25 protein-coding genes and 1 pseudogene are annotated in these 26,415 nt (G+C 50.2%); 16 read left to right on the forward strand and 10 right to left on the reverse strand.

The window, feature by feature from the left end; all coding sequences use genetic code 11:
- Positions 1 to 52: 52 nt before the first annotated feature.
- Positions 53 to 244: pseudogene (locus AC4GL5_RS15455) on the reverse strand (transposase); the annotation flags it as partial.
- A gap of 453 nt (positions 245 to 697) precedes the next feature.
- Here AC4GL5_RS15455 and AC4GL5_RS15460 point away from each other — a divergent pair.
- Complete coding sequence (locus AC4GL5_RS15460; RefSeq protein ID WP_490383698.1) at positions 698 to 1,492, forward strand: KilA-N domain-containing protein; 795 nt, start codon at positions 698 to 700, stop codon at positions 1,490 to 1,492.
- 61 nt (positions 1,493 to 1,553) lie between these two features.
- Here AC4GL5_RS15460 and AC4GL5_RS15465 read toward each other — a convergent pair whose 3' ends face one another.
- Positions 1,554 to 1,814, reverse strand: coding sequence for a hypothetical protein (locus AC4GL5_RS15465; protein WP_490383699.1), 261 nt, complete (start codon positions 1,812 to 1,814; stop codon positions 1,554 to 1,556).
- Positions 1,815 to 2,410: 596 nt separating this feature from the next.
- Between AC4GL5_RS15465 and AC4GL5_RS15470 the strand changes: the two genes are divergently transcribed.
- On the forward strand, positions 2,411 to 3,556 hold the full coding sequence (locus tag AC4GL5_RS15470; protein WP_490383700.1) for a hypothetical protein: 1,146 nt from the start codon (positions 2,411 to 2,413) through the stop codon (positions 3,554 to 3,556).
- 228 nt (positions 3,557 to 3,784) lie between these two features.
- Here the strand turns inward: AC4GL5_RS15470 and AC4GL5_RS15475 are convergent, their stop codons facing one another.
- Both AC4GL5_RS15475 and AC4GL5_RS15480 read right to left on the reverse strand, forming a co-directional pair.
- The gene (locus AC4GL5_RS15475; protein ID WP_490383701.1) at positions 3,785 to 4,633 is read right to left on the reverse strand and encodes an endonuclease; all 849 of its coding nucleotides are present in this window, start codon (positions 4,631 to 4,633) and stop codon (positions 3,785 to 3,787) included.
- Positions 4,634 to 4,787: 154 nt separating this feature from the next.
- On the reverse strand, positions 4,788 to 5,021 hold the full coding sequence (locus tag AC4GL5_RS15480; RefSeq protein ID WP_490383702.1) for a DUF2798 domain-containing protein: 234 nt from the start codon (positions 5,019 to 5,021) through the stop codon (positions 4,788 to 4,790).
- Positions 5,022 to 5,350: 329 nt separating this feature from the next.
- Between AC4GL5_RS15480 and AC4GL5_RS15485 the strand changes: the two genes are divergently transcribed.
- The 6 genes from AC4GL5_RS15485 to AC4GL5_RS15510 all read left to right on the forward strand — a co-directional run bounded on the left by AC4GL5_RS15485 (position 5,351) and on the right by AC4GL5_RS15510 (position 10,920).
- The gene (locus AC4GL5_RS15485; protein WP_490383703.1) at positions 5,351 to 6,217 is read left to right on the forward strand and encodes a DUF3450 domain-containing protein; all 867 of its coding nucleotides are present in this window, start codon (positions 5,351 to 5,353) and stop codon (positions 6,215 to 6,217) included.
- A 1-nt stretch (position 6,218) separates the two neighbouring features.
- A complete protein-coding gene (locus AC4GL5_RS15490; protein ID WP_490383704.1) occupies positions 6,219 to 7,676 on the forward strand; it encodes a MotA/TolQ/ExbB proton channel family protein in 1,458 nt (485 codons plus the stop codon).
- Between the two features lie 2 nt (positions 7,677 to 7,678).
- Positions 7,679 to 8,281 carry a MotA/TolQ/ExbB proton channel family protein gene (locus AC4GL5_RS15495; RefSeq protein ID WP_490383705.1) on the forward strand — a complete coding sequence of 201 codons (603 nt, stop codon included), beginning with the start codon at positions 7,679 to 7,681 and terminating at the stop codon, positions 8,279 to 8,281.
- Between the two features lie 65 nt (positions 8,282 to 8,346).
- Positions 8,347 to 8,748, forward strand: a complete 402-nt coding sequence (locus AC4GL5_RS15500; protein ID WP_490383706.1) for an ExbD/TolR family protein — start codon at positions 8,347 to 8,349, stop codon at positions 8,746 to 8,748.
- Positions 8,738 to 9,421, forward strand: a complete 684-nt coding sequence (locus AC4GL5_RS15505) for an energy transducer TonB (RefSeq protein WP_490383707.1) — start codon at positions 8,738 to 8,740, stop codon at positions 9,419 to 9,421. The genes AC4GL5_RS15500 and AC4GL5_RS15505 overlap by 11 nt, the downstream gene beginning before the upstream one ends.
- 71 nt (positions 9,422 to 9,492) lie before the next feature.
- Entirely contained in the window at positions 9,493 to 10,920 is a 1,428-nt protein-coding gene (locus AC4GL5_RS15510) for a tetratricopeptide repeat protein (RefSeq protein WP_490383708.1), read from the forward strand.
- A gap of 33 nt (positions 10,921 to 10,953) precedes the next feature.
- Here the strand turns inward: AC4GL5_RS15510 and AC4GL5_RS15515 are convergent, their stop codons facing one another.
- The 5 genes from AC4GL5_RS15515 to AC4GL5_RS15535 all read right to left on the reverse strand — a co-directional run bounded on the left by AC4GL5_RS15515 (position 10,954) and on the right by AC4GL5_RS15535 (position 17,392).
- A complete protein-coding gene (locus AC4GL5_RS15515) occupies positions 10,954 to 12,213 on the reverse strand; it encodes a P-loop NTPase family protein (RefSeq protein WP_490383709.1) in 1,260 nt (419 codons plus the stop codon).
- A gap of 155 nt (positions 12,214 to 12,368) precedes the next feature.
- Complete coding sequence (locus AC4GL5_RS15520) at positions 12,369 to 13,028, reverse strand: glutathione S-transferase (RefSeq protein ID WP_490383710.1); 660 nt, start codon at positions 13,026 to 13,028, stop codon at positions 12,369 to 12,371.
- Positions 13,029 to 13,120: 92 nt separating this feature from the next.
- Positions 13,121 to 14,719: a methyl-accepting chemotaxis protein gene (locus tag AC4GL5_RS15525; protein ID WP_490383711.1), complete on the reverse strand. Its 1,599-nt coding sequence runs from the start codon at positions 14,717 to 14,719 to the stop codon at positions 13,121 to 13,123.
- Positions 14,720 to 14,891: 172 nt separating this feature from the next.
- Positions 14,892 to 15,527 carry an LON peptidase substrate-binding domain-containing protein gene (locus tag AC4GL5_RS15530; RefSeq protein WP_490383712.1) on the reverse strand — a complete coding sequence of 212 codons (636 nt, stop codon included), beginning with the start codon at positions 15,525 to 15,527 and terminating at the stop codon, positions 14,892 to 14,894.
- 227 nt (positions 15,528 to 15,754) lie between these two features.
- Positions 15,755 to 17,392, reverse strand: coding sequence for a methyl-accepting chemotaxis protein (locus tag AC4GL5_RS15535; protein WP_490383713.1), 1,638 nt, complete (start codon positions 17,390 to 17,392; stop codon positions 15,755 to 15,757).
- Positions 17,393 to 17,778: 386 nt separating this feature from the next.
- Here AC4GL5_RS15535 and AC4GL5_RS15540 point away from each other — a divergent pair, with 386 nt between their 5' ends.
- The 8 genes from AC4GL5_RS15540 (at position 17,779) to AC4GL5_RS15575 (ending at position 25,453) form a co-directional block, all read left to right on the forward strand.
- Positions 17,779 to 20,169 carry a Lon protease family protein gene (locus tag AC4GL5_RS15540; RefSeq protein WP_490383714.1) on the forward strand — a complete coding sequence of 797 codons (2,391 nt, stop codon included), beginning with the start codon at positions 17,779 to 17,781 and terminating at the stop codon, positions 20,167 to 20,169.
- Between the two features lie 100 nt (positions 20,170 to 20,269).
- A complete protein-coding gene (locus tag AC4GL5_RS15545; protein WP_490383715.1) occupies positions 20,270 to 20,731 on the forward strand; it encodes a DUF2489 domain-containing protein in 462 nt (153 codons plus the stop codon).
- 21 nt (positions 20,732 to 20,752) lie between these two features.
- Positions 20,753 to 21,217 (forward strand): DUF327 family protein, encoded by a 465-nt coding sequence (locus AC4GL5_RS15550; RefSeq protein WP_490383716.1) that lies wholly within the window; start codon positions 20,753 to 20,755, stop codon positions 21,215 to 21,217.
- A 262-nt stretch (positions 21,218 to 21,479) separates the two neighbouring features.
- The gene (locus AC4GL5_RS15555) at positions 21,480 to 21,659 is read left to right on the forward strand and encodes a hypothetical protein (protein ID WP_490383717.1); all 180 of its coding nucleotides are present in this window, start codon (positions 21,480 to 21,482) and stop codon (positions 21,657 to 21,659) included.
- Between the two features lie 303 nt (positions 21,660 to 21,962).
- Complete coding sequence (locus AC4GL5_RS15560) at positions 21,963 to 22,535, forward strand: 2-hydroxychromene-2-carboxylate isomerase (RefSeq protein WP_490383718.1); 573 nt, start codon at positions 21,963 to 21,965, stop codon at positions 22,533 to 22,535.
- Positions 22,536 to 22,578: 43 nt separating this feature from the next.
- Entirely contained in the window at positions 22,579 to 23,190 is a 612-nt protein-coding gene (locus AC4GL5_RS15565; RefSeq protein ID WP_490383719.1) for a riboflavin synthase subunit alpha, read from the forward strand.
- Positions 23,191 to 23,434: 244 nt separating this feature from the next.
- On the forward strand, positions 23,435 to 24,745 hold the full coding sequence (locus AC4GL5_RS15570) for an NCS2 family permease (protein ID WP_490383720.1): 1,311 nt from the start codon (positions 23,435 to 23,437) through the stop codon (positions 24,743 to 24,745).
- 144 nt (positions 24,746 to 24,889) lie between these two features.
- Positions 24,890 to 25,453, forward strand: a complete 564-nt coding sequence (locus tag AC4GL5_RS15575; RefSeq protein ID WP_490383721.1) for an adenine phosphoribosyltransferase — start codon at positions 24,890 to 24,892, stop codon at positions 25,451 to 25,453.
- A gap of 131 nt (positions 25,454 to 25,584) precedes the next feature.
- Here the strand turns inward: AC4GL5_RS15575 and ribB are convergent, their stop codons facing one another.
- Positions 25,585 to 26,286, reverse strand: coding sequence for a 3,4-dihydroxy-2-butanone-4-phosphate synthase (ribB, locus tag AC4GL5_RS15580; RefSeq protein ID WP_490383722.1), 702 nt, complete (start codon positions 26,284 to 26,286; stop codon positions 25,585 to 25,587).
- Between the last annotated feature and the right edge of the window lie 129 nt (positions 26,287 to 26,415).

The following is a 26,415-nucleotide window of genomic DNA, read 5'->3' on the forward strand; positions in this document are numbered from 1 at the left end:
AATGCCGTCACATCAGTGCAATAGCGTGTTGCGCTCAGAGTCTGCAACCGCCGAGTTTAAACAGCAAGGTTGGATCCAGTGCGGGGCGTCCGTTATCGGCACAATAGAGATCTTTGACCAGATCATGGATAAAACCGAAGTCGATGGTGGCTTCAATTTTACGGAGCAGGTGGTCATCGGGGACGAGTTCGTTGATACACACGAACTCCAATTCGGACTGGGTTGGGGCTTTGTCTTTTAGCATGTTGCTATTATAAAAAGTCCCCGCACGATGGCGAGGACTTTGTCAGCAGTCTGAAAACATGAAAGTTCTGTATTTATTTATTTCTCAGGTTATTTCCAGTTATGATGAGTCCCCCTTTGGTCGGTCTATTTATGAGAAGTCATTCTCTAGTCTTGAAGATAAACTATCCAAATTGACTATATGGGATTGAAGCAATATCATCTCCTTTGAGGCGTCAGAACCTCTTGCTACAACCGGACACACCCAACCCCGAAAGTGTTGGTTTTTTTGTGCCCGCAATTTGACAAAATCCTTACCCGAATTGCGCCTATGGTGCGCCTTTTAGGTCGGGAGGGCGACGAATAAAAGACCCGTAAGGGGAATAAGTCCGCGGTCGTTGTAGCCGTTCTGAACCTCCCGACACCCATCTCAGAAGTGGGTGATTTCAGAGAAAATACAACGGAGGCCAATCCTATGGCTGCTCAACTCTCGATCTTTTCAGAAAACATCCGTTCAGCGGATGGCTTGTACTCCCTCAATGATTTGCACAAAGCCAGCGGCGGACTTAATAAGCACAGCCCTCGCTATTGGACGACCAACGAACAGACTAAAGAATTAATTGCCGAAATTGAAAAAGACGGAATTCCGTCTATTTCACAGAAGCCGCGCCTTGGTACATGGGTTTGTCGGGAATTGGTGTTTTCTTATGCTATGTGGGTCAGTCCTAAGTTCCACCTGCATGTGATCCGTGCCTTTGATCAAATGGTCAATCAGCCCAAACCCCAACAGGTCATCGGCTCTGAAGGCATGCGCTGCCTGTCCGCCCTGATCAAGGGTAAAACCTCTCATCTGACTGGCCGTGAACAAAAGTCCGCTTCAACCCGTCTCTGGAACCAACTGCATACGGCGTTTGATGTCTGCTCCGGTATGGATATACCGGAAGACCAATTCAACGACGCCAGAACCTTTATCGCCAGCTACGCCATCGAGGGTGAATACCTGGCCCGTGAAGAACAGCGGGGAGATGAGGGCTATCACTATCAGGAGTATGGCCGCTACTTCGCAGACGGACGGGCGATTCTGGATGAGCTGGACAAGTACGTCCCCGGAGACGCCAAAACCCTGCTGAAACAGCTGGATAATGTCCTGCTCTGCAGCTGGACTCACATGGATGAAAGCCTATCCAGACTGAAGGTGATCACCGCCGGATTAGAGAAGTGGCGCGGCCCACGATCCAACCTGCAGCACCCGTTTGCTCAGGTACGGTAAGCACAAAGAATAGACCCGCCGAAAGGCGGGTTGTTGCTTGTGTCGCGGATCGGGGAAAGGCTTATGACAGCAGGCTTGGGTAGCCGCCTAAGTCCGGGCGAATATTGTGGGTCAGAAAAACACTTTCGGTGTCGCCATCTAAAATGGCAACCAAATCCCAGCTGTTACTGATGCAATCCAGTATGACCATTTCAATGTTATTGCTTTTAATCTCAAGACGATAAATGCCGGTATCCGCATCGCATACCGTGTTGATGCCTAGTATGGCCTTGAATTCCTGCAGCAACCCTATGCTGACATCGGTGAGAATCAAAGTGCTCATTATCTGAACTCCCTATCAGTACCAAGCGGTTAGATTCCAGAAAAACCTTAGCGTTAAGCTGTGCTAAATCGGGTAAAGATAAACTGTAGCGATATGATGCAAAACTTAACAGTTTGTTAACTTAGCTACTATAGCTCAAAAATATGACCGCAAATCTGACAAAAATGCATTTTTTGCATAGGATTTATTAATCAATACAAAATTAATGGTTAATTTTAGTTTGGTTTGATGGCTTTGGTGAGGCGCTGTCGCTGGCAGTGGAGATTTTTCTGTTGAAGGACAGATGCAAAAGCAAGAAGAATGGGCTTAGGTGACAGAGGACAGTTGGCTTAGTGTTTGAGGGATTTTTTCTCCTTATTGGTTTTTTTTTACGATGGATTAGGAGTTGGTTGTAGATGTATGGCATTTGCTTTTTCCGGTAGGTTTTCAAGGGTAATTTTTTGTCTGTTTTAAACGCTATAAAGCAAGATCTGTACATATCCCTTTCTCTTTGCAAACGGATTTAACGTTCCATTACAAACAAATCATCAACTTTTGATTAATTAACCGCTAACCTCTAAGTCAAAGTTCAAGTCAGTGAAATCTGAGGTGATGAGATGAAACCTGAAAACGTTGGCAAGCCTGAAAACGTTGGCAAGCCCGAGAACACCGGAAAACCCGATTGGGCTGGTGTTTCAGACAAGGCTAAAAATAAGTTAGATAAAATGAGTATTTCGCTGGATGAGGCTCGTGATTATCTTTTGGGTAATGTCGAAAATCCCCTCGCGATCCTCAGCGTTATTCGGGATTATAAATTTAGCAAGCAGGATGTTGCTGAGATTGTTGGCGGTATTACTGAAGACGATGTAGAAGGATATTTCGCGGATCATGACATTGATGTCACCGATATAGGCGAAGAAACAGTTGAAGATTCTGATGATGGGGCTTCAGTTGATGAAGAGCCTTCAGAGGGTGATGATTCAGGTGATGACACGTCTTCTGAAGATCAGGGTAAGCCAGTCCATACAGGTGGTAAACCCGATTCACCTCCGGGCCACGCTGTGCGTGATTATGTTCATTCCAAGCTTGATAACCAGGGAATAACGATCAAATTTGCACGGGATTATCTGCTTGAGCATATTGATACCCCTAAGCTGGTCGCCAGTGTTGTCCGTGAGTTTGATCTGACCAAGCAGGATATTGTGGATATCGTCGGCGGTATTACTGTGGAAGATGTTGACCAGTACTTTAGAGATCACGGTATCGACCCTGACACATGGCAAGATCAGGACTCTGCTGATGACTCAACAGACGATACCACCGGTGATTCAACAGACGATACCACGGGTGATTCAGCAGACGATACCACGGGTGATTCAGCAGACGATACCACCGGTGATTCAGCAGATGACACTACGGGTGATGCGGCTGATGATGGCGTAACCCAGACGGTTGCCCGGTCAACTGCAAGCCACTCAACGGCTGATGAAAATAATGAAGTCAGTGACGTTACCCTGAAAGCATTGGCGAATCTGGGCGTTTCTTTAGATGAAGCAAAAGACTTCCTGATGGAAAATCTGGATAGTCCTGAAAGCATTCTTTCGGTAACCGAAGAAAATGGTCTGAACTATGGGATGATTGCTGAAATTTTCGGTGATGTGACTGCAGAAGATGTGAATCACTTCTTCGCGGGGCATGAAGAAGGCGATCTGGATCTTATTGGTATCTCAGAAGTTGCGGTGGCTGATTTTCTGATGGCTTAAACATCTGCCTCTCTCAAACGGCCTGATATCTTCGCGATATTCAGGCCGTTTTTTCTGCGAATTGAGGCAGGCCCTTACCCGGAACCTCCCCCATTCAAAGACTCTATTTCTCAGTATCCTGAAAATCAGTGCACCATTATTGTACCAGTGTGCTGTAACTCTATTGTTTTATAAGCTTTTAATTCCAATCCATCATCGGAGCATTCGAATTTGAATTAAGGCTACGCATTAAGAGCACAGCGCCTCACACGGTACGCCATCTTTATCCCGATCAAGTCGTGTATTCCCGCAGACCAGTGCGGCCTGCGCCTGTTCACAGCTGGTCATCTTCCCACAGGTGCGGGGCAGGGAATGACAACTCAGGCTGTTGCTGGTCGATACTGGAGCTGAGGTTTTGACCAGTACTGCTTTCACGCCCTGCAGCTTTTCAATGCGCCGTTTACGTTTCCGCTCCCAATCCGATTCCGGGTCCTGTCGGTTCCAGGCTTCCAGCAGCTGTCGTTGTTGTCGACTGATCTGCAGGCCGTAGGTATCCCGCATATAGAAATAGATACGGGCGATATCGCCACGCACATTTTCTGGTGGCTCAGCCGTTTTCCCTTTGAAATTGACTTCGAAATCACAGCGGCCATAGGCGCGGGGTTCACCGGGGATCATGCCGAACTTGTAGTTGCTGCGATCGCCGTTCAGCTCACCAACGGCAGGTACCAGATTCATCAGGTCCGCTTCCATCGCTGAGAACTTAGGATCATTGCGGGTGCAGTTCTTCCGGCCACCGTTTTGCCAGCACTGCAGTTGATGACCAAAGTGCCATGCGGGTACTACATGCTCCCATTCAATCCGGGAGCCGCGTTTGGCCTGTTTACGGGGAGAGTAGCCGCAGCTTTCCCAGTCCGGCACCAGTTTCTTTCCCTGGTAGTTGTAGTCACAGCTACAGTAGAAAGAGGTCTCTTGTCCCCGATACACTTTAACCGCGTCTTTTTTAGCGGCTGAGAAGTTTGGGGCGGCAATAGCAGAAAATGACAGCAGAATACTGGCACTTAAGAAAATGCAGGTATTTAAGAAAAGGAATCTCACAGTTTGCTCCTAAGCGGAGAGATTCCTTTCCCGTGGCTTTATACAAAGAATTGGCGGCCAAGGATAAGGCTTAACCCTATGAAATTAAAGCACTTTTAATGGGTTGGGTGATGAGTAATCTGAGCCAAGGTTAGCGCGTGCCAATTGCTTGGGGTTAACTTAATTCACGGTGCTCTTTGGTCAGGTACATCGCCATGCTAAAAGAGCTACGGCTAACCAGCATTGATAGCACGAAGGCTATGGGCCAAGCGGTAATAAAGTGTTCTGCCCAGGTTTTCAGCCATTCCATCGATAAACCCATGGGGATAAAGCTGAAGATGCCCGTCATCAGTAGGGCCATTTTAAAAGAGATGAGTAGTTGAGCGATGATAAGAGTGCGACGTTGCATAGAAGCCATCCAGTGTTACGGATGGTGCGGGAAGATTTATTTACCCAAGCACCATCCTTTATAAATAAAGGTTAGTGCCGCGGGTTCGCCGGGGTGGCGACTAAATCTTACTCTCCAATAGAGTTGGACAGCAAGGGCCGGAATAACCTGACCGGCCTCAATCTTTTCGACGCGATCATTCTAGTTTGATCCCCGTTATTGTCAATCGGCTTTACGCTAAATTTACACGAATGATATTAATTCCTATTTGCAATGGTGAGTGTTTCTCAATATCATGCAGGCATAAGTGACGTCTTTTCACCCTTCGATTGCACAACACGGATCTGCCTATGTCTTTTTCCCGCTATCTGCTTAAGGCCATTGGTGCGCCGGTCTTTATGGCGAGTACTGTTTTTTTCGGGTTGTTATTGGTTTTGCCTAAAGCCCATGCCGCTGATGCTTTGGCTGTCAGTCCTGAATCTGCTTTAGAAAAAAGTCTTGAAAGTGTCCGGGCGTCTCATCGGTCTGGTGCCCAAACTCAGATGAAGGTTGATGACCTGTCTGCCGACAGTCGCGCTTTGTATCAGGAATATCAGCAAGTCTTGCGGCAGGCGGAAACGACAGAAGCCTATAACCGCCAGCTGAGCCGATTGATCAATAGTCAGCAGAAGGAGCTGGGTAGTATCGATCGCCAGATTCAGTCTCTTGAGGAAACTGACCGCTCTCTGTTGCCAATGTTGGTGCGTATGGTTGCAACATTAGACCGTTTTGTGGCTCAGGATCAGCCTTTTTTGCTGGCTGAGCGCAAGCAGCGTATAGCCCGGTTAGAGTCACTGCTGGACCGTGCGGATGTCAGCCTTGCTGAGAAGTACCGCCAGATTCTTGAGGCTTATCAGGTCGAGGCGGACTATGGTCGCAGTCTGGAAGCGTACGACGGTGATGTAATGACCGCAGAGGGAATGCGTCAGGTCACTTTCCTGCGTTTGGGCCGGGTTGCGCTTTACTATCAGTCTGCAAATGGTCGGGCTGGAGGTCTTTGGTTACCGCAACAACAGCGCTGGCAGGTGTTGGATGCCGATGATAACCGTGTACTGAAAAATGCCATCGCGATGGCCCGTCAGCAGATCGTGCCTGAACTATTGAATCTGCCACTACCGCTCTCTTCTGCGGCTCATTCCACGACTGATTCTGTTGTTACTTCTGAAGGTGATGTCTGATATGCGTTTTTTCCAATCTCTTTCCATCGCCCTTCTGATGCCGGTTATGACTTTTTCTTCAGCGGTTGCATCCAATGGGGGGGCGGGTCCGCAACAGCAACTGTTGGAAGAGGTACAAGGTTTTGTTGCTGAGGACCGACTTGAGCAACAAGCCCGCCTGCAGCAGTTTCTTCAGAATAAAGCGCAACAGGAAGCTCTGCTGAAAGCAGCCAAAACCCGCCTGCAGCGTGCCGATGCGGAGCAGGAGCGTCTTAAAGCCCTGTTTGACCGCAACGAACAGCAGCTGACCGAACTGGAAACCCTGCTAAAACAACGTACGGGGCAGTTAGGTGAAGTGTTTGGTGTGGTTAAAGAACAATCAGCCGAATTGAGTCAGCAACTTCAGGCTTCACTGGTTGGTGCTGAATTTGCGGATCGTGCCCAGTCTCTGAGTTTTGCCAGCGATAAAGCAGTGCCGACGCTGGCCCAGCTACAGACACTATGGTCTCAGCTGCAGCATGAGATGACCCATTCCGGCACGATCAGCCGTTTTAGTGCCGATGTCGCCGATACCGATGGTCGCATCGAACGCCAACCGGTGGTGCGTGTGGGGACCTTTAACGCGATTAATAACCACGGACAGTTTCTCGGCTGGCAGTCGGATCGACAGCAGTTGAGCGTGCTGGCCGGTCAGCCGGAGTCCTCACATCAGCAGCAGGCAGCCGAGTTTTTTGAGGCGGTTTCTGCGGGGCATCAGGGGAGCCGCCAGCACCTGCTGGTGGATATCAGTTCTGGGCAGCTGTTGGCTTTGATCGGCCAAAAGCCAGGCCTGATCGACCAGATTCGTCAGGGTGGCTCTGTAGGATACATTATTCTCGCACTGGGTATTATGGGGCTGCTGACGGCTGTTTATAAACTGGTCCGTCTGAATATGGTACGCCACCGGATTGCCCGTCAGCTGAAGGCTGAACAGGCCAGTGAAGACAATCCTCTGGGGCGGGTGTTGCTTGCCTGCCAGCAGAAACTGCAGCAGATAAAAGACCCGTCGGTCACCAGAGAAAACCTGTCTGACAACTTGAACAGTACGCTGGATGAAGCCTTGCTGAAAGAGTTGCCGGCATTGGAGTCCGGTCAGTCGATGCTGAAGTTACTGGCGGCAGCGGCTCCTTTGCTCGGTCTTTTAGGGACGGTAACCGGCATGATTGGCACCTTCCAGAGTATTACCTTGTTTGGTACCAGTGACCCCAAGCTGATGGCTGGTGGCATATCTCAGGCTCTGATCACCACGGTTTTTGGTCTTGTGGTAGCGATTCCGATGTTGTTCAGTCACGGCCTGTTAAGCAGTCAGAGTCGCGCGTTACTGATGATTCTGCAGGAGAAAAGCCTGGCACAGCTCAATCAGCTGACCATCTGGCAGCCTTCTGTTGCGTCCAAAAAGGTGAGTAACGAGAAGCCTGTTTCAGAAGCCACGGCAGGATAATCATGGCTGAGGTTTGGTTTTATCTGCAGCCGTTTTTTGATTTCGACGCTTATCGGTTGACGCTGGATCAGTTTCTGCAGGCCGGAGGCTGGGTGATGCAGGTTATCGTGCTGCTTTGTCTGCTGCTGTTCAGCCTTTTAGCAGAGCGTTACTGGTTTTGTTTGCGTGGCTATCGTGAGCTGTACCGGCAGCAGATTGCGCATGAACGACAGTTGCAGCGGGCACAGCACCCGCTGGGCGTGCCCGAGGTGCCGCTGAGTCTTCTCCGTATTCAGAGAGACCCTTTGCTACGCAGTTTGATCTGTGATCTGAAGCTGGCGCTGAATGAGCGTCTGGGGATGATCCGCAGTCTGATCGCCCTTTGTCCCTTGTTGGGCCTGCTGGGCACAGTCTCCGGCATGATTCAGGTCTTTGATGTACTGGCGGTCAGCGGAACCGGTAATCCCCGGCTGATGGCGGCGGGGATCGCCAGTGCCACCCTGCCGACATTGGCGGGTATGGCGGTGTCAGTAACCGGGCTGTTGCTTTACAGCTACCTGAAAAGCTGGAGCGACCGAAAGCAGCAACAGTTGAACAGCCACCTGCTGCAGGATCTGCAGGGTTAATCACCGTTTCGTTACAGCGTTCTCTTTATCTTTACAGCGTTCTATTGAATAGACAGGTACGTGTTATGAGTCGTTTTCTTAGCCAGCAGCAGGATGAAGCCGCAATCGATATGACCCCCATGTTGGATGTGGTGTTTATCATGCTGATCTTTTTTATCGTCTCTACCTCCTTTGTGCGTGAGGCCGGTATTGACGTGAATCGCCCCTCGGCCAAAACCAGTGAAGGCCAGACTCAGAGTGCCGTTATGGTGGCCTTGTCACCGGATGGTGAGGTTTGGCTGGATCGTAAAGCAACGGATCTGCGTATGGTGCGCCCCACACTGGAACGCCTGCGTAGTGAACAACCGGGGCTGAGCGTTGTGGTACAGGCCGATAGCAAAAGTACCACTGGAGATCTGGTAAAACTGATCGACCAGCTGCGACTGGCTGGTGTGACCTACACGGTGGCGACCCGGGATGGCGAGTAATTCTCATCCCGCTTCTCGCCTGCGTGACCGCGTGGTGCCTTGGCTTGCTGTGCCCGTTGGTCTTCTGCTGACACTGGTGTTTTTTGTTCTGTTGGCTGAAATGGTTCAAATGGATCAGATGCAGGAACTGCCTAACGATGACCGTACCGACATCAGCCTCTTTATGCTTCCCGATGAAAGCGAAACTGAGGTGCGCAAACGAGCTCGCCCGGAACCACCGGAGCCTATGCCAGAGAAACCAGTCATGCCGAGTATCACTCAGCCGATGCAGAGCCTGGCGATGACTGAAGCACCAACGCCGGATCTGGATCTGCCGAATATCGCAGCGGAAAGCTCCTTCCAGTTGGATGTGGATCTGTCTCAGTTCCAGCCGGGTGAATCTGCCATTCAGATCGAAGAGAACCCCATGCCTCTTAGCCGGGTGAATCCGCGGTATCCCCGTAAAGCGCTGCGTCGTGGACTGGAGGGGCAGGTGATTTTGGAGTTTATCGTCGATGCCAATGGCGATGTGGTGGCGGACTCTATCAGGGTGATCAGTGCAAAACCGGAAGGTGTTTTTGACCGCACCAGTATTCGGGCCTTATCCCGCTGGCGTTTTCAGCCGAAAAAACAGGGTGGTCAGGCACAGCCCTTCAGAGCACGACAAACATTGATTTTTAAATTAGCGCAATAGCTGACCGGATTTGTCAGCAGTCATTCAGCCGTTAGTGAATTGAAACGCAAAAGGATAACGAGGGCAGCATCATGAACTTTCTTAACGGACAGGCGATTTGCCGCTGTGGTGTCAGCAGGGATGTTATTCGGAATATCAGCCGAAACCCTAATCGCGATGTGAGCACGCGCGGGTCCGGTGGTGATCAGGCCGGGAGGAATCATTGGTTACGCCAGTATCGCTCTGGTCTGCTTTTTCTTCTGATGCTGACCAGCAGTCTCACTTTTAGTGGTGCTCAGGCCGCGAATCTGACACCCGCAGAGTTTAAGCAGCTGCAGGCGATTCAGGCGTTGCAGACCGAAGCCCGCTGGCTGGAAGTGAAATCCTTGGTACAGGAGCAGCTGTCCTCCGGCGATAGCAGCAAGCAGCCGTCAAAGCTGATGCAGGCGATGCTCTGGCGTGCGTTGGCGCAGGCTGAGCTGCAGGATGCTGATTACCCCAAAGCCCTGACCGCCATTCGTAACGCCTGGCAACTGAAGCAACTGCCCGAGGCTGATCAGCTTAATCTGCAGGGCTTGCTGGCGCAGCTGATGATTCAGCAGGATGAATTAGATCAGGGCATAGTGCTGTTTGAGGATTGGCTGGCTAAAACACCGGAAGATCAGCGGCAACCGCGACATTATCTGACGCTGGCACAAGCCTACAGCCAGCAGGAAAGCTGGACAAAAGCCCTGCCCAATGCCGAAGAAGCGGTTCGTCGCCATGAGTCCGCACCGATTGCCTGGCTGGCACTGGTGGTAGGGCTGCATAGCCGACTGGAGCAGTGGCCGCAGGCGGTAAATGTGCAAAAGCGTATTCTGATTCAGGAACCCCGCGAGATGCGTCACTGGCGACAGCTGGCGATGCTGCAGTATCGCTTACCTACGGATGAGAGCAAACAGGCTGTTAATTCGGAAGCTGTCGCCAGCCTGCGCATCGCATGGCAGCAGCAGTTGTTTGATCGCGCCAACGACTATCAGCTGCTCAGTCAATGGCTGAATGCCAACGGCCAACCGTTAAAAGCCGCCCAGGTATTGGCCGATGCGCAACAGCAATCCGTCTTCGGGGAATTGTCTGATGAACAGCAGCTGGTGGTCGCTGAACAACTGTCAGGTCTTTGGTTACGGGCAAAGGCATGGGATAAAGCAGAGCAGAGCTTAGTGCTGGTAGCGCAACAGTACGCAGGGCAGAACAATGCAGAACGCACTACCGAGCTGTACAAACAGATTGCCCGCCTGCAGATGCAGCAGAAGAAATGGCAGGCGGCAGGTGAAACCCTGAATACCCTGCTGGCGGAGTATCCGGCAGATCCTGCAGAAGTCTTGTTACTGCAGGGCATCGTTCTGCTGCAGCAACAACAGGTGGAAGCTGCCGAGGGTAAATTCCAGTTGGCCGAGCAAACCGTTGATCCGGATTCCGACAAGTATGTCGGCAAAAATGCCCGCCAGTGGCTGAGGTATATTGAACAGATTAGGAGTTAAGGGGACAGGGCTTCCGCCCTCGTTACCTTGATATTAACTATCGGCAATCTCTGACCAGCGCAGGAAAAACAACAAATATGGATCTCGAATATCGAATACATCGTTGTCTGCATCCCACTCGACAATATTGTTATTAGCAGCGTCATTGGCAATATTAGCGGTATGATGGCAGGCATTGGTAATACTAGACCCACTCGGGGTGTTACCTCTGCAAAGAGATGCAATTCGATCTACTAGCGGGTGGTAGCGAAAGGTTAGACATGGTGGGTCTATTGATATAGCTTTTAGTAAAAATTGATAAACATCACCTTGCCACCCTAAATTAGAGATGTATGATTTTCTATCTGATCCCCTAGTTTTTGGACCTTCTAACATTTTGTTAGCAATAGAACTGTAGTCGGTGGAAGCAACTGTTCGTCTGCAGATTCTTTCTAAAAAATCCCTTTCGTAAACCATATCAATTGGATCATCAGGTCTGTCTCTAATCCCTTTCTCATAACATGCGTTTAAGCATAAATATTGCATTAACTGTGGTGATCCTGCAGCTTCTGCGCAAAGTTTGTCAATCAACTCATGTCGATAAACGATATTACCTTTATCAAAACCTTTGTACGCAATTTTTTTGAGGACTTCATCACCCCAATAGTCAAAATCAATTGAGAAGAAACGACCTCTTAAGTCAGGATTGCTTCTGATTACATCGTCAGAATGGTAGGGGACAGATGCGCATATGAACTTCACTCCTTGTCTTATAGCCTCTTTTATTTCTTGGGCTAATAAAGACTGGGCTTCACGTTCAATGTAGTGAAAATCATCAATGAAAATTACAAAATCACTACCAGCTAATTCGCGAATCAATAATTGAAGATAATCGATGGATATTTTTTCAGTAGTTGAACTTTGATTGGTGCTGCTGGTTGAAACACCCGCTTCACCTTTTCCTTTAACGACAAAGAGACTGCCTTCCGCAGTTATCTTGCCTGACATTGATCCTGTTGACGATGATCCCGACTGCTGTGTTCTTTGAATAGGAGTTCCAATAATATCGAAGACGCGCAACCATAAATCGCTTGTATCGCGGACGCCAGCACCGGTAACTTGAATAAGATTGTCTTTACCTAAAATATTTTCTACAAATACTGTTTTCCCTGATTTGGATGGTCCAGAGATTGAAACAAGCATTGATCCATCATCTAAAGTATCTATTAATTGCTGCTCTTTATCTTTCAAATGGTCATCAATATAAGTCCATGTAGGGAATCGACCCGGTGTAAAAATATCCTTTATCTTCATTTTATCTCCGAACAGCAGTGAAACCTTAGTAATTTATGTACTGGTTTTTGAATAACTAATAGCCTGATTCCTTGCTGGCGATATTGGCTTATCTTGCGTTTATAAATACCCTAGATTGTTGGACTGTATCTGATTTTATGTAAGATATATATAAGTCATAGGATAAAGTTCATTGCTTGCACCGGAAACACCACCACTTCATCCCCTTCCTGCCATGGCTCAAACTTGGTCATGGCCTGCCGAAACACCGAATGCTCTAACCAGTTCTGCAGCCATTGCTGCAGCTTCGGATAGGGCAGTGCGTAAAAGGTTTGCCGATCCACATGGGCAAACTGGCGAACAAAGGGCATGATGCCGATATCGGCGATGCTGATCTTGTCCCCCAGCAGATAAGGCTGCTCAGCCAGTAATCCCTCAAGCACCTGTAAGAACTCCTCGCCGTGCTGGCGATATTCCATCTGGCTCATCTCGGGGTGGCGGTCGGCGTATTTATAGCGATCCAGCCAATGTTTAAAGTCGCCATCGTTCTGATCCAGAAGCCCTGCTGCTAAAGAAAGATCCACATCCAGCAGTCCTACAGGATCGTTCTGCGCCAGTGCCCATTCCAGAATCTCGCGGCTCTCTTCAATCACACGGCCATCCGGCAGTTCCAGTACAGGAACCGTGCCCTTAGGGCTGATCGCCAGCATAGGCGCGGGTTTATTTTTCAGGACGATCTCCCGCAGTTCCACCTGTAATCCTGCAAATAACAGCCCGAGTCGGGCACGCATGGCGTAGGGGCAGCGACGAAAGGAATAGAGGCGGGGCAGAGTCATAACGGGCCTTATTTTTAGGAGATAGCTTCAATAAAAAGCCCCGGCAATGGACTGCCGGGGCTGACGGAGTAAACCCGGATGATAAATACGGATCAGCGGGTTTTAAAACGGCTGATCAGCTGGTTCAGATCACGTACTTCGTTCTGAATCTCTTCAGTAGCGCTAACCACCAGCTGAGAGTCAGAGCGGGTCTGCTCTGCTACGTTAGAGATGCTGACGATGCGTTGGTCAATATCGTCGGCTACCTGACTCTGCTCTTCTGCGGCAGTAGCGATCAGGGTGTTCATTGAGCTGATGGTATCAACGGCTCCGGCAATATGGGTCAGGGCTTCAGAGGCCTGTTCTGCCTGTTTGACACTGCTGTCAGCCAGTTTAGAGCTCTGCTGCATTGAGGTTACCGCGTTACGGGACTCGCTCTGCAGACGTTCGATAATTACGCGAATCTCTTCTGTGGACTCCTGCGTGCGCTGTGCCAGAGTACGGACTTCATCGGCAACCACGGCAAAGCCCCGGCCCTGTTCACCGGCTCGGGCAGCCTCAATGGCAGCGTTCAGTGCCAGCAGGTTGGTCTGCTCAGCGATGCCTGTGATCACTTCCAGAACTTTGCCGATCTCTTCTGATTCCGCTTCCAGCCGATCCAGTACGCCGGATGTGCTGTCCAGTTGTTTCGCCATGTCATGAATCTGATCCACGGCCGCCTGCACAACCGCCATACCGCTACGGGCTTCATTATCGGCTGTTTGAGCGGCTTCAGCAGCCTGAGATGCGTTCTGAGCCACTTCGTGTACGGTGGCGCTCATCTCGTTCATGGCGGTGGCCACCTGATCGATATCGTTGTACTGGCGAACCACGCCAGCTTCTGCATCGGCGGTCGCTTTGGTAACGCTCTCGCTATGTTCAGCGGTGCGGGCGACGGCATTTCGGGCGTTGTTTACCAGTTCAGAGACCTGGTCGATCATGGTGTTGTATGCGGCAAACATTTTACCGACTTCATTGTTGGTGTGATCGACGGTGAAGCGGTGAGTAAAGTCTCCACTGCCTACATGAGTGAGACGTTTCTGCAGGCGGGTGATGTTGTCCATCAACAGGCGCAGACCGAAGATACGACCCATCACCACCATAAAGACGATAAGAATGACGCAGATAAAGGCGGTCATCAGCTGGGTCTTCGTTTGCGAGCTGGACGCCTGAGTCATCATCACTACGGCTTTATTCATCTCGACCAGAATAACGGGAGATTCCTGATGAATTTTGCCAAGCAGGGCGTCATTGGGTTGGTCGGCGTATTGCAGCAGGGTTTGGCTGTAGTCGGCCCAAAGGGTTTCTACTTTTTTCATCTGGGCCAGAATCGCCTTGTCGGTGATTGGGTTCATGCTCTGAGCTTTGTTGCCGTTGATGATGTCTTTGTGGGAGCTTTCAAACAGCTGCATGGTTTTCTGCAGGGTGGATTTGTTTTCTACTTGAGCCGCGACCAGCAGAGCCTCTTTTGCCATCTTCTGACTCAGCATACGCTGACGTCCGGCAATATTAATGGTTTGCGGGTCGATCGCCATACTCAGATAAAGCGAAACACCTGAAGCGATTGCCAGCATGAAAATCAGAGCGTAGGAGAGCAGAAACTGGGCATTCAGGCTTTTGGCTCCAACGGCGGTCAGTACCGTATCGATCAGTCTGGCGAGTGAATTCAACATAAGGGGGTCATCCTTAAAATGATTTTATCCCGGAAGCTCTTGGGGAAAGAGCTGTTCGTTTTGGATTTTATTATTAAGAAAAATTTCAGAACATTACGCTGATTACAGCGAAGCGCATGAGCAATAGTTTAGTTGATTCATTGGGGGGCGCAAATCAGCATTAGGAATAGCGTTAGTTGTTTTTGACGTTAAGCAGGGTGGCAAGAGTGGTTAATCGCTCACTGGCTGAACTGCATTCCAGAAGCTTTTGTTTGTCCGGGTCCGGGATTGGCATCAGGTGTGCGAGGGTCAGGCTGACGCTAACCGCATCGTTAAGGTTGAAGTGGCAGTCGAACTCCTGAGCCAGAGGATGTTGGCTGATTTCAGAGAGCAGGCTGACCAGAGGCCCGTGCTCCGGTTGAATCGCAATGTCATTCTCTTCCGGTAACCAGTCAACGTCGGCAACGACTAAACCATCGGCTTGCTGAATCACGTGTTTAATCCTGAATCGGTTCAGACCATCGATATTAAGGGATAGGGTATGGTCAGGCTGGGGATACCAGTCTGAGATGAGTCCGTAAGTGCCGATTTGCCCGCTTAGCTGTGACAGTTGATCCTGGGAGGCGTCAGCAGAGAAGTTATCCTGCTGATACAGAATGCCGATGCCCTGTTGATCTGACAGGCACTCTTTTACCATCCGCTCGTAGCGGGGCTCCAGAACATTCAGTGGCATAAACGTTCTCGGGAAAAGCACGCGGGGCAGAATGGCCAGTCGAATCTGTTCCGGTAGTTGAGGGAGTTGAGTGGTTTTCTGCTGTGCCAGATCCATAAGCAGGTTCTCTCTGAACAGTTAGCGACAGGTGAAGGGCTAACTGAAGGTTACGTCTTGCTAAAAGATTAACTGAGCCGGGACAAAAGCTCAAAGTAGGTATACGAAGCCGGTTGTTAAGAGCGAGCATAAAAAAGGGAACAGACGGCGAATAGAACCGGACTGTTCCCGAAAGGGAGGTTGGTAAAGCGGGTCATAGACCTAAACATCTTCAGGCCTATGAATTCTTAAACCTTAAACCGGTGAACCAGCTGTTTGAGCTCTCCGGCCAGGGCGTTCAGCTCCGAGCTGGCCTGACGAGTCTGATCGGCAGATTGGGAGCTGTCTGCCGACAGGTCGACAATACTAACCACGCTGGCGTTGATCTGTTCGGCCACTGCGGATTGCTGCTCGGCTGCGCTGGCGATCTGGCTGATCATGTCGTTTACCTGCAGCATGCCTTTTGAGATTTCTTCAAGTGCCCCTTGAGTCTCATCGGCCTGCTCTCGGGTGGTTTGAGTACTGGCAACACTGGCTTCCATCACGGTAACCGCCTGTTTTGCTCCGGCCTGCAGCTGTTCGATCATGCGCTCAATCTCATGAGTGCTTTCCTGGGTACGACTTGCCAGTGTACGAACTTCATCGGCAACAACGGCAAAGCCTCGCCCCTGTTCTCCGGCGCGGGCTGCTTCAATCGCAGCGTTCAGAGCCAGCAGATTGGTTTGTTCGGCAATTTCACCAATCACATCCAGAACCGAAGCGATATTATTCGCGTGATCGTCCAGTTGCTTGATCACATCGGTTGCCCGGCCAACCTCATCAGACAGTTCGCTGATGGTTCGGCTGGTGGCGTCAATATCATCTTTACCAATATTGGTTTGCTTCTCGGCGTTGCGGGTTGTTTCTGCGGCACTGATGGCACTCTGTGCGACCTGATGAATTGTGGTGGCCATTTCGTTGATTGCGGTAGCCACCTGATCTGTTTCTGTGCTTTGGCGATGAATCGCCTGGGTGCTCTGGGTGGTTGCCTGGGTCAGCTGTTCAGCAGCAGAGGCAACACGCTGGGTAGAGCTGTCCACCTCTTTAATAACCGACTGAATCTGATCGACAAACAGGTTAAACGAACGTGCCAGCTGACTCATCTCGTCGTTACCGGAGGCATCCAGACGCTGGGTGAGGTCACCTTCCCCCTGGCTGATATCGCGCATAGCACGATTGGTCTCGTCCATCGGGCTGATGATGCTGTTAGCGATGAGGTAAAGCACCAGTACGGTTATGCCCAGGCCAATAACTGCGATCGTTACCTGCGAGCCTGCTGTTTCCCAGAAGGCGGCTTCCACATCATCAATATAGATACCGGTGCCTATGACCCAGCCCCAGGGCTTAAAGCCTGCGACGTAGGAAACCTTTTCTACAGGATCATCAAACCCGGGCTTCGGCCACAGATAGCCCTCATTGCCTTTACCTTTGGCTCTGACAGTATCAACAAAGCTCTGGAACAGACGTTTTCCGTTGGGGTCTTTCAGCTTGGAAAGGTTTTTGCCATTTAACGCAGGTTTAATCGGGTGCATGACCACAACTGCCTGCATATCATTGATCCAGAAATAATCGTTATCGCCATAGCGGAGCGCTTCCAACGTTTTGATCGCCCTTTGCTTTGCCTGCTCTTCCGTTTGCTCCCCTGCTTTAAACGCCTGATATTCGTGCTCCACAATAGCGACGGCACTTTCTACCAGATGTTGGGTTTTAATCTTTTTCTCCCCAATCTGCATCTTGTAGGTCTGGCTGAGGGAGAAGCTTACTAAAGCAACAATGCTCAGCACGGTGGTAATAACGACCAGGACCATGCGGGGTTTAATACCAATTGAACGTAATACTTGATTCATAAAGGATCCACTGTAGTTCCGAATGCACATCAAAAATAACAACGCCAGATCTTTGTATCGGGGTTTAAGCCCTTCTTATTAATGTCGCTTGTTAGCCCTGCTTTTTATAAGGTTTTGTATTGTAACGATCCGCACTGATACGGATTTGATCTGGCTTAGATAATTGCTGCTTTCAGTCAATATTTACTCGTTTGTTGTTTGTATTGTTAAGCGATTACGTCTGTGGGGGGATTAAATTGTAATTTTGTCGGACAATTTTGCTAGTGAGCCTTGGTCGTATGTACCTTTGCAAAAAATGCTTTTTCCCGAAGGAATTTTCCGGGGTGCGCTTGGGCGGCTTGTATTGCATAATGTGTTGATACAGCTTGCTTTTTAGGGAGAACTCAATGCAGGCACCTAAGCCTTTGGCGCAATCCCGCCTTAAAAAACGTTGCGTGAAAAAACGTCTGCCCGCCAGCACGGCACGCATCAAACCTTTGGATCGTTTTATTGGCCAGCAACGGGCCGAACATGCGGTTCGTTTCGCTATTGCTGTGCCGGATAAGGGTTATAACCTTTTCGCGGTGGGTGAAAATGGCTTAGGCAAGCGCACCATGCTGAAGCGCTTTCTGCAGCAGCACGCCAGTTCTCAGCCCTCTCCGGATGACTGGTGTTACGTCAACAACTTTGAGACCCCCCGCAAACCCTGGGCAATTCGTCTGCCTGCGGGTATGGCCGTACAGCTGAAAAAAGATATGGAAGCGCTGATTAAAGAGCTGCGCCATGCAATTCCTGCCGCCTTTGAGCAGGAAAGCTTTGTTGAGAAAGCGGAGTCGATCCGGGAAGACTTCTCCGAACAGCAGGAAACCATGCTCAAAGAGGTGGCCGCTGAAGCCGGTAAGCACAAGCTTAAGCTGATTCTGCAAAACCCGGGTGGCTACTCTTTTATGCCGGTGGACGAAGAGGGCGAAGCCTACGCGGTTAAAGAGTTTAATGAGCTGCCGGAAGAGACGCGTCTTTCTTTTAAAGAAAGCATCGAGCTGATGGAAAAAGAGCTGCGCGCCGCTTTACGTGATCTGGCCCACATGGAAAAGGATATCCGTGAGAAGCAGCAGAAGCTGAACGAGAATATTACCCTGACTGCCATTCAGCATTGGTTGTCAGAACTGCACGATAAGTATGCAGATCACGAACGTGTACTGGATTACCTGAATGCCCTGCAGAAAGATCTGGTGGAAAATGTAGAGATCTTTCTGGAAGAAGATGAGAATACCGACGCTGTGACCCGCGCCTCACCGGATCATAAGATTCCGGCCCGTTATCAGATCAATGTGATGTCCACCAACTGTCCGGATTCCGGAGCGCCTCTGGTGATTGAGGATATGCCAACCCACAACAATCTGGTGGGTCATCTGGAAAATGTCACCTACATGGGTACTGTTGCCACGGATTTCTCTCTGATTCGTCCAGGTGCGCTGCATCGTGCCAACGGTGGCTTTCTGATTCTGGATGCCGGTAAGTTGCTGCAGCAACCCTATGCCTGGGATGGCCTCAAGCTGGCCCTGCGCACCGGTTGTTTGCGCATTGACACCCTTGAGAAGCAACTGACCCTGTCCGGCAATGTCAGTCTTGAGCCGGAACCGATGACGCTGAATGTGACTATCGCTCTGCTGGGTGATGCTGAGCAGTACTACCTGCTGCAGCGTTATGACCCGGACTTTGGCGAGCTATTCAAGGTGTTGGCTGAGTTTGAAAGCGATATGCCGCGCAATGAAGAGAACGAAACCCTCTATGCCCGCCTGATCAGTTCCATGGTGAAAGAGGATGATCTGTTACCTCTGAGTCGTGATGCACTGATGAAGGTGATCGAGGTGGGAGCCCGCCAGGCCGAGCACCAGAATCGTTTGTCGCTGAATGCTGCGGACCTGAAACATCTGCTACGGGAAGCTCATTACTGCGCCACTTCTGAGCAGAAAGAACAGATTGATGCCCAATCGGTCGATCAGGCGCTGACAGGTCGGGAATACCGTTCGGGTCATATCCGGGAGCGGATGTTTAATAATATCCATGACGGCACTATCCTGATCGATACTGAGGGTGAGAAGGTTGGGCAGGTTAATGGCCTGACGGTACTGCGTATCGGTGAAAGTGAATTTGGCCAGCCAAGCCGTATCACCGCGACAGTTCGCTACGGTAATGGCGAAGTACTGGATATTGAACGCAGCGTCCATTTGGGCGGCGCACTGCACTCAAAAGGGGTGATGATTCTCAGCGCTTTCCTGAATGCTCAATTTGGCGCGGATGAGTCTCTGCCGCTTTCAGCCAGCCTGGGGTTTGAACAATCCTATAACGGTGTTGATGGCGACAGTGCTTCTTTAGGGGAACTGGTTTGTCTCTTGTCCGCCATGTCCGGTATTCCGGTGAAACAGTCGCTGGCGGTGACCGGCTCCATGAACCAGTTTGGTGAAGTGCAGCCGATTGGCGGTGTCAATGAGAAGATCGAAGGCTTCTTTGCTACCTGTAAAGAGCGCGGTCTGACGGGTGATCAGGGCGTGATCATTCCGGTGCAGAATATCGATAATCTGATGCTGAACGATGCAGTGATCGACGCTTGTGCTGAAGGGCAGTTTGCCATTTATGCTGTCGAGCATGCAGAGCAGGCGATTAAACTGATGACCGGAGTGCCGGCAGGCACCGCCAATGAAAAAGGTCATTTTGCCCGGAGCACCCTCTATGGGAAAATAGAGCAGCGTCTTAAGTCTTTGCGTAGCCGAAAAAAGAACCGTAAAGAAAAATAATGCTGTAACGACAGATTGTGTTCAGGATTAAAGCCATACGGGTTGAAACCGGCCAGACTGATCTGGCTGGTACCCTGAGTTAAAGGATAAGAACAGAAGCATGAGTGAGTTGACGCTCCAGATATTGGCCTTCGCTGCATCTGCTATTGTGGTCGGTTTAGCTGTTTACGCCTCCAGTCTTCGGACCGAGGTAAAGCTGCGTGAACAGGCCCGCCAGCAAGCCCTAAGAGAAGTTGAGCAGCAAGCCTGGCTTAAAACCATGGAAAATGTCCACCTGATCTGCCGGGCGTTATTAAATGGTCAGGTCGATGTGATGGAAGCCAGTCTGCGGATACGGACACTGGTTGATATCATTGCTCCTCAGTGGTTTGAGCAGCAGGAAGAGATGAAGGTTTTTGCCGAGATCACCCGTCGAGGCGCTCATCTGGCGACCCATCAGGCACGTAAAGAGTTGCCGAAGCAGGAAAGAATGAAGCAGGACCTGGAGCGTATCGCTTTGGAAGGTGAGTACCACGATGCGGCTCTTGAAGGCGCCCGCTGGTTACTTCAGCAAAAGCCCTGACCTGTTCCCACGGATTAAAATATGATCAATATTAACGACAAGCTAAAATCCCTGCGTACCGGTGACGGAACCCGCAAAACCAAAGCCAAAGAGACCGGCGGCATCGGAAGAACGCGATCCTTCAGTGATCATCTGGTTCAGCAGGTTGATGAGGTGAGTCGTCCCAGTCTGAATGAAGAGCTGACCCGTATTCGTGAAGCCCTCGATGACGCCTCCCGCAATATGGAGCGAAACCCGACGATTGGTAATCTTGAGATTTATCGTGCCCTGCTGAGTAATCTGATCGGCAAAGCAACCCAGGGGGCTTATGAGGTGGAAGGCGTGGGTCCGGGTTGGAGTCTGACCGATAAACATCACGTCATCCGCAAGATTGATGAAGAAGCCGAAGAGCTTTTGCTGCTGGTGCTGAACGAGCAGAAAGATACCCTCAAGATCGCAGCGAAACTGACGCACCTGAAAGGTCTGGTGGTGGATTTGTTGTCCTGATCAGTCCTTAGCGAGTATCAGAACCTAAACAGCCGATTGATGAATCGACCGTTTTTTTTTGCCCCGATCAAAGTTAAATGATGCCTGAGGTGGCTCGCAGCAAGGCGTTGAAGAATGATGGGCAAAAAAAAGCCCCCACCAAAGTTGGTGGGGGCGGAAGTATATATGCAAGAGCTAACAGAGGGTCTCTCAAAAGAGATCTTTCCTTCAGAGACTACCCTAGTCTCCAGCCAGAAAGTGTTCAGAGTAAAACAGCCACCCCATGGAGGAGGTGGCCAAACGCTGGACAAACCCGTTTGCAAATTTATTACGCGCCTTCAAACACTGGAAAATGCAGCGCGACCCTATGGCGCGTAATACTAAAGACGAAGGTGTTGGTGGTCAATCTGGCTTGGTTTGTTTTAATGTAAAAAAAGGTTTACGCGTTGCGTTTATTCTATGAAGGTATTTAATTGTAGAATAATCTTTTGGTTTTTCCGGTTTTAGCTGGTCTGTTTTTTTATAGTTGGGGGTTGTTTAACCCTCGGATTTAAGCTGTAGCCTGCTAGCTGAGTGAAATCATCCGTGATCATCGGAAATATCAGAAAATCTAACCCTTATGCGAGTATCGGTCATTTTTTTTGTCTGCAGAAAAAAAGGGAATGCTCAGTCGCAGCGATGCTTACTGGCCTGTGTTGTCTGGCTGCAACTGACGGTATGATTTAGTCCACCTACCCAGCAATGTATGACACGAGGGTTTCTATTTATGACAAAGCAGGTTGAGTTCTTTTACGACATTGTAAGTCCCTACAGCTATCTGGCTGCAGTACAGTTGGATGAGCTTGAGCAGCAAACCGGCTGCAACGTCATCTGGCAGCCGCTGTTTTTGCCGGGGCTGTTTAAACTGACCGGTAACCAGCCACCGCAGACGTTGGCGGAAAAGAAAACCTATCTCTTTGATCAGGATCTGCCTCGCATGGCACGTTTTCTTCAGGTGCCCTATAACAAACCCGACAGCTTCCCCTGCAACACCGTTTATGTGATGCGAGCTCTGATGAGCCTGCCGAATAAGTTACGTGCCGAAAAAAGTCTGGCCCTGTACGAACAATTTTGGGGGGAAGGGCAGGATATCATCAGTGAGGAGACCATTCTCACGCAGCTCGGGCAGGAAGCACTGGATTACTCCAAAAGTGAGGCGGGTAAGGCAGCACTCATGGAGAATACGCAGCGTGCAGCGGATAAAGGAGCTTTTGGTGCACCAACCCTTTTTGTTGATGATGAGATCTTTTTCGGTTGTGACCGCATGGCCCAGTTGAAGTACCATCTGCAGCTTGCTTAAGCCTGATTTAACGGCATCCATTTTTATCTATATAGGAAGCGCTATGTTTACCGGTATTGTTCAGGGCCGAGCGCCTTTGGTAGAGCTTGTTGAGAAAGAAAACTTCCGCACCCACATTGTCGAACTGCCGGACGAGCTTTTAGCGGGTTTGGAAACCGGTGCCAGCGTAGCCCATAACGGCTGCTGCCTGACGGTAACTCAGATCGATGGCAACCGGATCAGCTTTGATCTGATGCAGGAAACCCTGCGTCTGACGAATCTCGGTGATCTGGGGCTGGGTGATGAGGTGAATATTGAGCGTGCCGCCCGCTTTGGTGATGAAATTGGTGGTCACTCCATGTCAGGTCACATTATGTGCACCACCGAAGTCAAAAAGATTGTTGAATCTGAAAACAACTATCAGATCTGGTTTGCCCTGCCAGCGGGTTACGAACAGTACGTTTTTGAGAAAGGCTATATCGGTATCGATGGCATCAGCCTGACCGTAGGGGCTTTAAAAGAGGGCTTGTTCAGTGTCAATCTGATTCCTGAGACTCTGGAGCGAACGGTGATTGCTCAGCGCAAGGTCGGCAGCCGGATCAATATTGAGATTGACCCTCAGACTCAGGCAATTGTGGACACGGTAGAGCGGGTGATGGCACGCCAGCAACCCTGAGCGCTTTTTTTGTGCAGGGTAGCAGAAACAGGTACTTTTTTTGCTGCAATGCGGTGCGTCAAAACCTGATCATAACTTTTTTAAGAAAATCGGTAGAGTTTCTGCTCAGTTTGCTCGATTTTTGCCCTACTTTTGGCTAAGATTGCCGCAAATGCAGAATTTGACTGTATGGTAAATTGTTGAAACCTGGAAACTAATCCTTTCCGGGTTTTGTTGTTTTTTGGACTGGTTTAGGGCACAACCCATGCTGGAAAAATTGTTTAAGCTCAGCGAGCACAATACCAACGTAAAAACCGAAGTTGTTGCAGGTATTACCACCTACCTGACGATGGCTTATATCATCTTTGTTAACCCATCGATTCTGAAACTGGCCGGTATGGATTACGGTGCGGTTTTTGTGGCGACCTGTTTGGCCGCTGCGATCGGTACCCTGATTATGGGTCTGTGGGCGAACTACCCTATCGCGCTGGCTCCGGGCATGGGCCTGAATGCCTTCTTTACCTTTACGGTGGTGATGGAGATGGGCTACAGCTGGCAGTCTGCACTGGGTGCGGTATTCTTCTCCGGTCTGATCTTCACGGTGCTGAGTCTGTTCAAGATTCGTGAGTGGATTATCAACAGTATCCCTCTGTCTCTGCGACTGGGTATTGCTGCTGGTATCGGTCTGTTTCTGGCGCTGATCGCCCTGAAGAGTGCGGGCATCGTGGTAGACAGCCCTGCGACTCTGGTAACTATGGGCGACCTGTCCGATCCTAAAGTGATTCTGGCGATTGTTGGTTTCTTTATTATTGTGTCCCTGTCTTACCGCCGTGTTCTGGGTTCCGTGATGATCGGTATTCTGGTGGTAACGGTTCTGTCCATGCTGCCGATTTATGGCACTGAAACCGGGGTTCTGAACCAGCTGAACGGTGTGGTTTCCATGCCACCCAGTCTGGCTCCTACCTTTATGGAAATGGATCTGGCTGGTGCTCTTGAAGTGGGTATGCTGAGTGTGATCTTTGCCTTCCTGTTTGTGGATCTGTTCGACACTTCCGGTACCCTGGTTGCGGTTGCGCAGCAGGGCGGTCTGCTGGATAAAGACAAGCGTCTGCCACGTCTGGGGCGTGCCCTGATGTCGGACAGTACAGCGACCATGGCGGGTGCTGCTCTGGGTACCTCTACCACCACCAGTTATATCGAAAGTACTGCGGGTATCTCTGCCGGTGGCCGTACCGGTCTGACGGCGGTTGTAGTTGCCGCACTGTTCCTGCTGTCTCTGTTCTTCTCGCCACTGGCAGGTTCTGTACCCGCATACGCAACAGCAGGTGCTCTGTTCTACGTTGCGGTTCTGATGACGGCAGGTCTGGCTGAAGTGGATTGGAAAGATCTGACAGAAGCGGCTCCGGTATTTGTTGCCGCGATCGCTATGCCACTGACCTTCTCCATCGCGAACGGTATCGCTTTTGGCTTTATCACTTACGCTGGTATCAAGCTGCTGTCCGGTCGACGTGAAGATGTATCCCTGAGCGTTCTGGTTCTGGCGGCGCTGTTTGTTGTTAAATTTATTGTTGTCTAACCGCCGCTCAGGCTGCTAAACAGCAGTTTAAATGCCGACCTCAGGGTCGGCATTTGCATGTCTGAGGGTCTGATATTGTCCAACGCTGGCAGGACGTTCAGCACCATCGATGCGGATGGCATCTGTTTTAGAAAAGGTTTACCCATGTCTGATCGTGATGAAAGCACTATGAACAACACCGAATACCTGCGTTCCGTAATCCGTACGGTACCTGACTGGCCGGAAGAAGGTGTGATGTTCCGTGATATCACGCCACTGTTCCAGAACCGCAAAGCGTTCCGTAAGCTGATCGATACCTTTGTACACCGTTACTACGATCACGATATTGATGCCGTAGCCGGAGTCGATGCCCGTGGTTTTATTCTGGGTTCACCCATCGCCTATGAGCTGAATACCGGCTTTATTCCGGTACGGAAGAAAGGCAAGCTGCCGTTTGAAACCGTCGAGGAAAGCTATGAACTGGAATACGGTTCAGCCACCGTTGAACTGCACACGGATTCTTTCAAACCCGGAGATAAGGTTCTGTTGATCGACGACCTGATCGCCACCGGCGGCACCATGTTAGCCGCGGCTAACCTGATCAAGCGTCTTGGTGCGGAAGTGGTCGAAGCTGCAGCTATTATCGACCTGCCGGATCTGGGCGGCTCCGCCAAGCTGAGAGAGCAGGGGATTGAGGTTTATTCAATCTGTGAGTTTGAGGGCGAATAATTATTTATTCGAACCAGATTCTGAAGCTGTCATCCTAGGGTGATATCTGAAAAGGCATCGGAGACGATGCCTTTTTTTGTTGCTCTGTCCTGTTCTGAATAAAGGTTTCCGATCTGAAAAAGACTAACAGCTTAAGCAACCTGACTCATTTTCTGTCGGTAGAGCACGATATCTTCGATGGTAAGAACTGGCATCTGATGCTTTTCGGCAAAGCGAACTACCTCTGGCAGGCGAGCCATGGTGCCATCTTCGTTGGTCAGTTCGCAAAGCACACCAAAGGGTTTCAGCCCTGCAAGCTGAACCATATCGACGGTGGCTTCGGTATGACCCCGACGACCTAAAACACCTTCGCTATTCGCTTTAAGCGGGAAAACATGCCCCGGTTTCTTCAGATCTGATGGCTTGGCGTTGCCTGCAATTGCCGCTTGAATCGTTGTTACCCGGTCTGCGGCAGACACTCCGGTGCTTACTCCTGTAGCGGCTTCAATGCTGACGGTGAAGTTGGTGTGATTGGTACTGGTGTTGTCGGTGATCATCATTGGCAGGGCTAACTGCTCGACGCGCTCTTCCGGTAAGCAAAGGCAGATGATACCGGAGCATTCGCGGATCATAAGAGCCATCTGTTGGCTGGTCATGCTTTCAGCTGCAAAAATAAGATCGCCTTCGTTTTCCCGGTGTTCGTCATCCAGTACGAGAATACCCCGGCCTTCCTGCAGCGCCTTAATGCCTTGCTCAATCCTTGCAATGGGATCACCAAAATTAGCGAGTAGATTTGTCTGCTCAGAGGTATTGGACTGACGGGTTGTATTTAGAGATGAAATATTCTGATTCATGGTAAGTCTCTTCAAAGTGTGAATAACCAGAATCAGGGTGATAAAAGTCATCCTGACAAACGGAGTGTTTGTCAGAGACGAAGCAAAACAGACTATCGGAAATAGCCTGAAATTCTCTTTTATCCGGAC

This window comes from Oceanospirillum sp., assembly GCF_982874595.1.

Coding starts and splice junctions, on each gene's coding strand:
- AC4GL5_RS15520 (WP_490383710.1), bottom strand. CDS start 13,028: ATGACTCTGCCCCGCCTCTATTCCTTTCGTCGCTGCCCCTACGCCATG.
- AC4GL5_RS15500 (WP_490383706.1), top strand. CDS start 8,347: ATGAGTCGTTTTCTTAGCCAGCAGCAGGATGAAGCCGCAATCGATATG.
- AC4GL5_RS15545 (WP_490383715.1), top strand. CDS start 20,270: ATGAGTGAGTTGACGCTCCAGATATTGGCCTTCGCTGCATCTGCTATT.
- ribB (WP_490383722.1), bottom strand. CDS start 26,286: ATGAATCAGAATATTTCATCTCTAAATACAACCCGTCAGTCCAATACC.
- AC4GL5_RS15495 (WP_490383705.1), top strand. CDS start 7,679: ATGGCTGAGGTTTGGTTTTATCTGCAGCCGTTTTTTGATTTCGACGCT.
- AC4GL5_RS15570 (WP_490383720.1), top strand. CDS start 23,435: ATGCTGGAAAAATTGTTTAAGCTCAGCGAGCACAATACCAACGTAAAA.
- AC4GL5_RS15540 (WP_490383714.1), top strand. CDS start 17,779: ATGCAGGCACCTAAGCCTTTGGCGCAATCCCGCCTTAAAAAACGTTGC.
- AC4GL5_RS15560 (WP_490383718.1), top strand. CDS start 21,963: ATGACAAAGCAGGTTGAGTTCTTTTACGACATTGTAAGTCCCTACAGC.
- AC4GL5_RS15565 (WP_490383719.1), top strand. CDS start 22,579: ATGTTTACCGGTATTGTTCAGGGCCGAGCGCCTTTGGTAGAGCTTGTT.
- AC4GL5_RS15575 (WP_490383721.1), top strand. CDS start 24,890: ATGTCTGATCGTGATGAAAGCACTATGAACAACACCGAATACCTGCGT.
- AC4GL5_RS15530 (WP_490383712.1), bottom strand. CDS start 15,527: ATGGATCTGGCACAGCAGAAAACCACTCAACTCCCTCAACTACCGGAA.
- AC4GL5_RS15485 (WP_490383703.1), top strand. CDS start 5,351: ATGTCTTTTTCCCGCTATCTGCTTAAGGCCATTGGTGCGCCGGTCTTT.
- AC4GL5_RS15505 (WP_490383707.1), top strand. CDS start 8,738: ATGGCGAGTAATTCTCATCCCGCTTCTCGCCTGCGTGACCGCGTGGTG.
- AC4GL5_RS15535 (WP_490383713.1), bottom strand. CDS start 17,392: ATGAATCAAGTATTACGTTCAATTGGTATTAAACCCCGCATGGTCCTG.
- AC4GL5_RS15510 (WP_490383708.1), top strand. CDS start 9,493: ATGAACTTTCTTAACGGACAGGCGATTTGCCGCTGTGGTGTCAGCAGG.
- AC4GL5_RS15550 (WP_490383716.1), top strand. CDS start 20,753: ATGATCAATATTAACGACAAGCTAAAATCCCTGCGTACCGGTGACGGA.
- AC4GL5_RS15555 (WP_490383717.1), top strand. CDS start 21,480: ATGGAGGAGGTGGCCAAACGCTGGACAAACCCGTTTGCAAATTTATTA.
- AC4GL5_RS15490 (WP_490383704.1), top strand. CDS start 6,219: ATGCGTTTTTTCCAATCTCTTTCCATCGCCCTTCTGATGCCGGTTATG.
- AC4GL5_RS15465 (WP_490383699.1), bottom strand. CDS start 1,814: ATGAGCACTTTGATTCTCACCGATGTCAGCATAGGGTTGCTGCAGGAA.
- AC4GL5_RS15525 (WP_490383711.1), bottom strand. CDS start 14,719: ATGTTGAATTCACTCGCCAGACTGATCGATACGGTACTGACCGCCGTT.
- AC4GL5_RS15480 (WP_490383702.1), bottom strand. CDS start 5,021: ATGCAACGTCGCACTCTTATCATCGCTCAACTACTCATCTCTTTTAAA.
- AC4GL5_RS15460 (WP_490383698.1), top strand. CDS start 698: ATGGCTGCTCAACTCTCGATCTTTTCAGAAAACATCCGTTCAGCGGAT.
- AC4GL5_RS15515 (WP_490383709.1), bottom strand. CDS start 12,213: ATGAAGATAAAGGATATTTTTACACCGGGTCGATTCCCTACATGGACT.
- AC4GL5_RS15470 (WP_490383700.1), top strand. CDS start 2,411: ATGAAACCTGAAAACGTTGGCAAGCCTGAAAACGTTGGCAAGCCCGAG.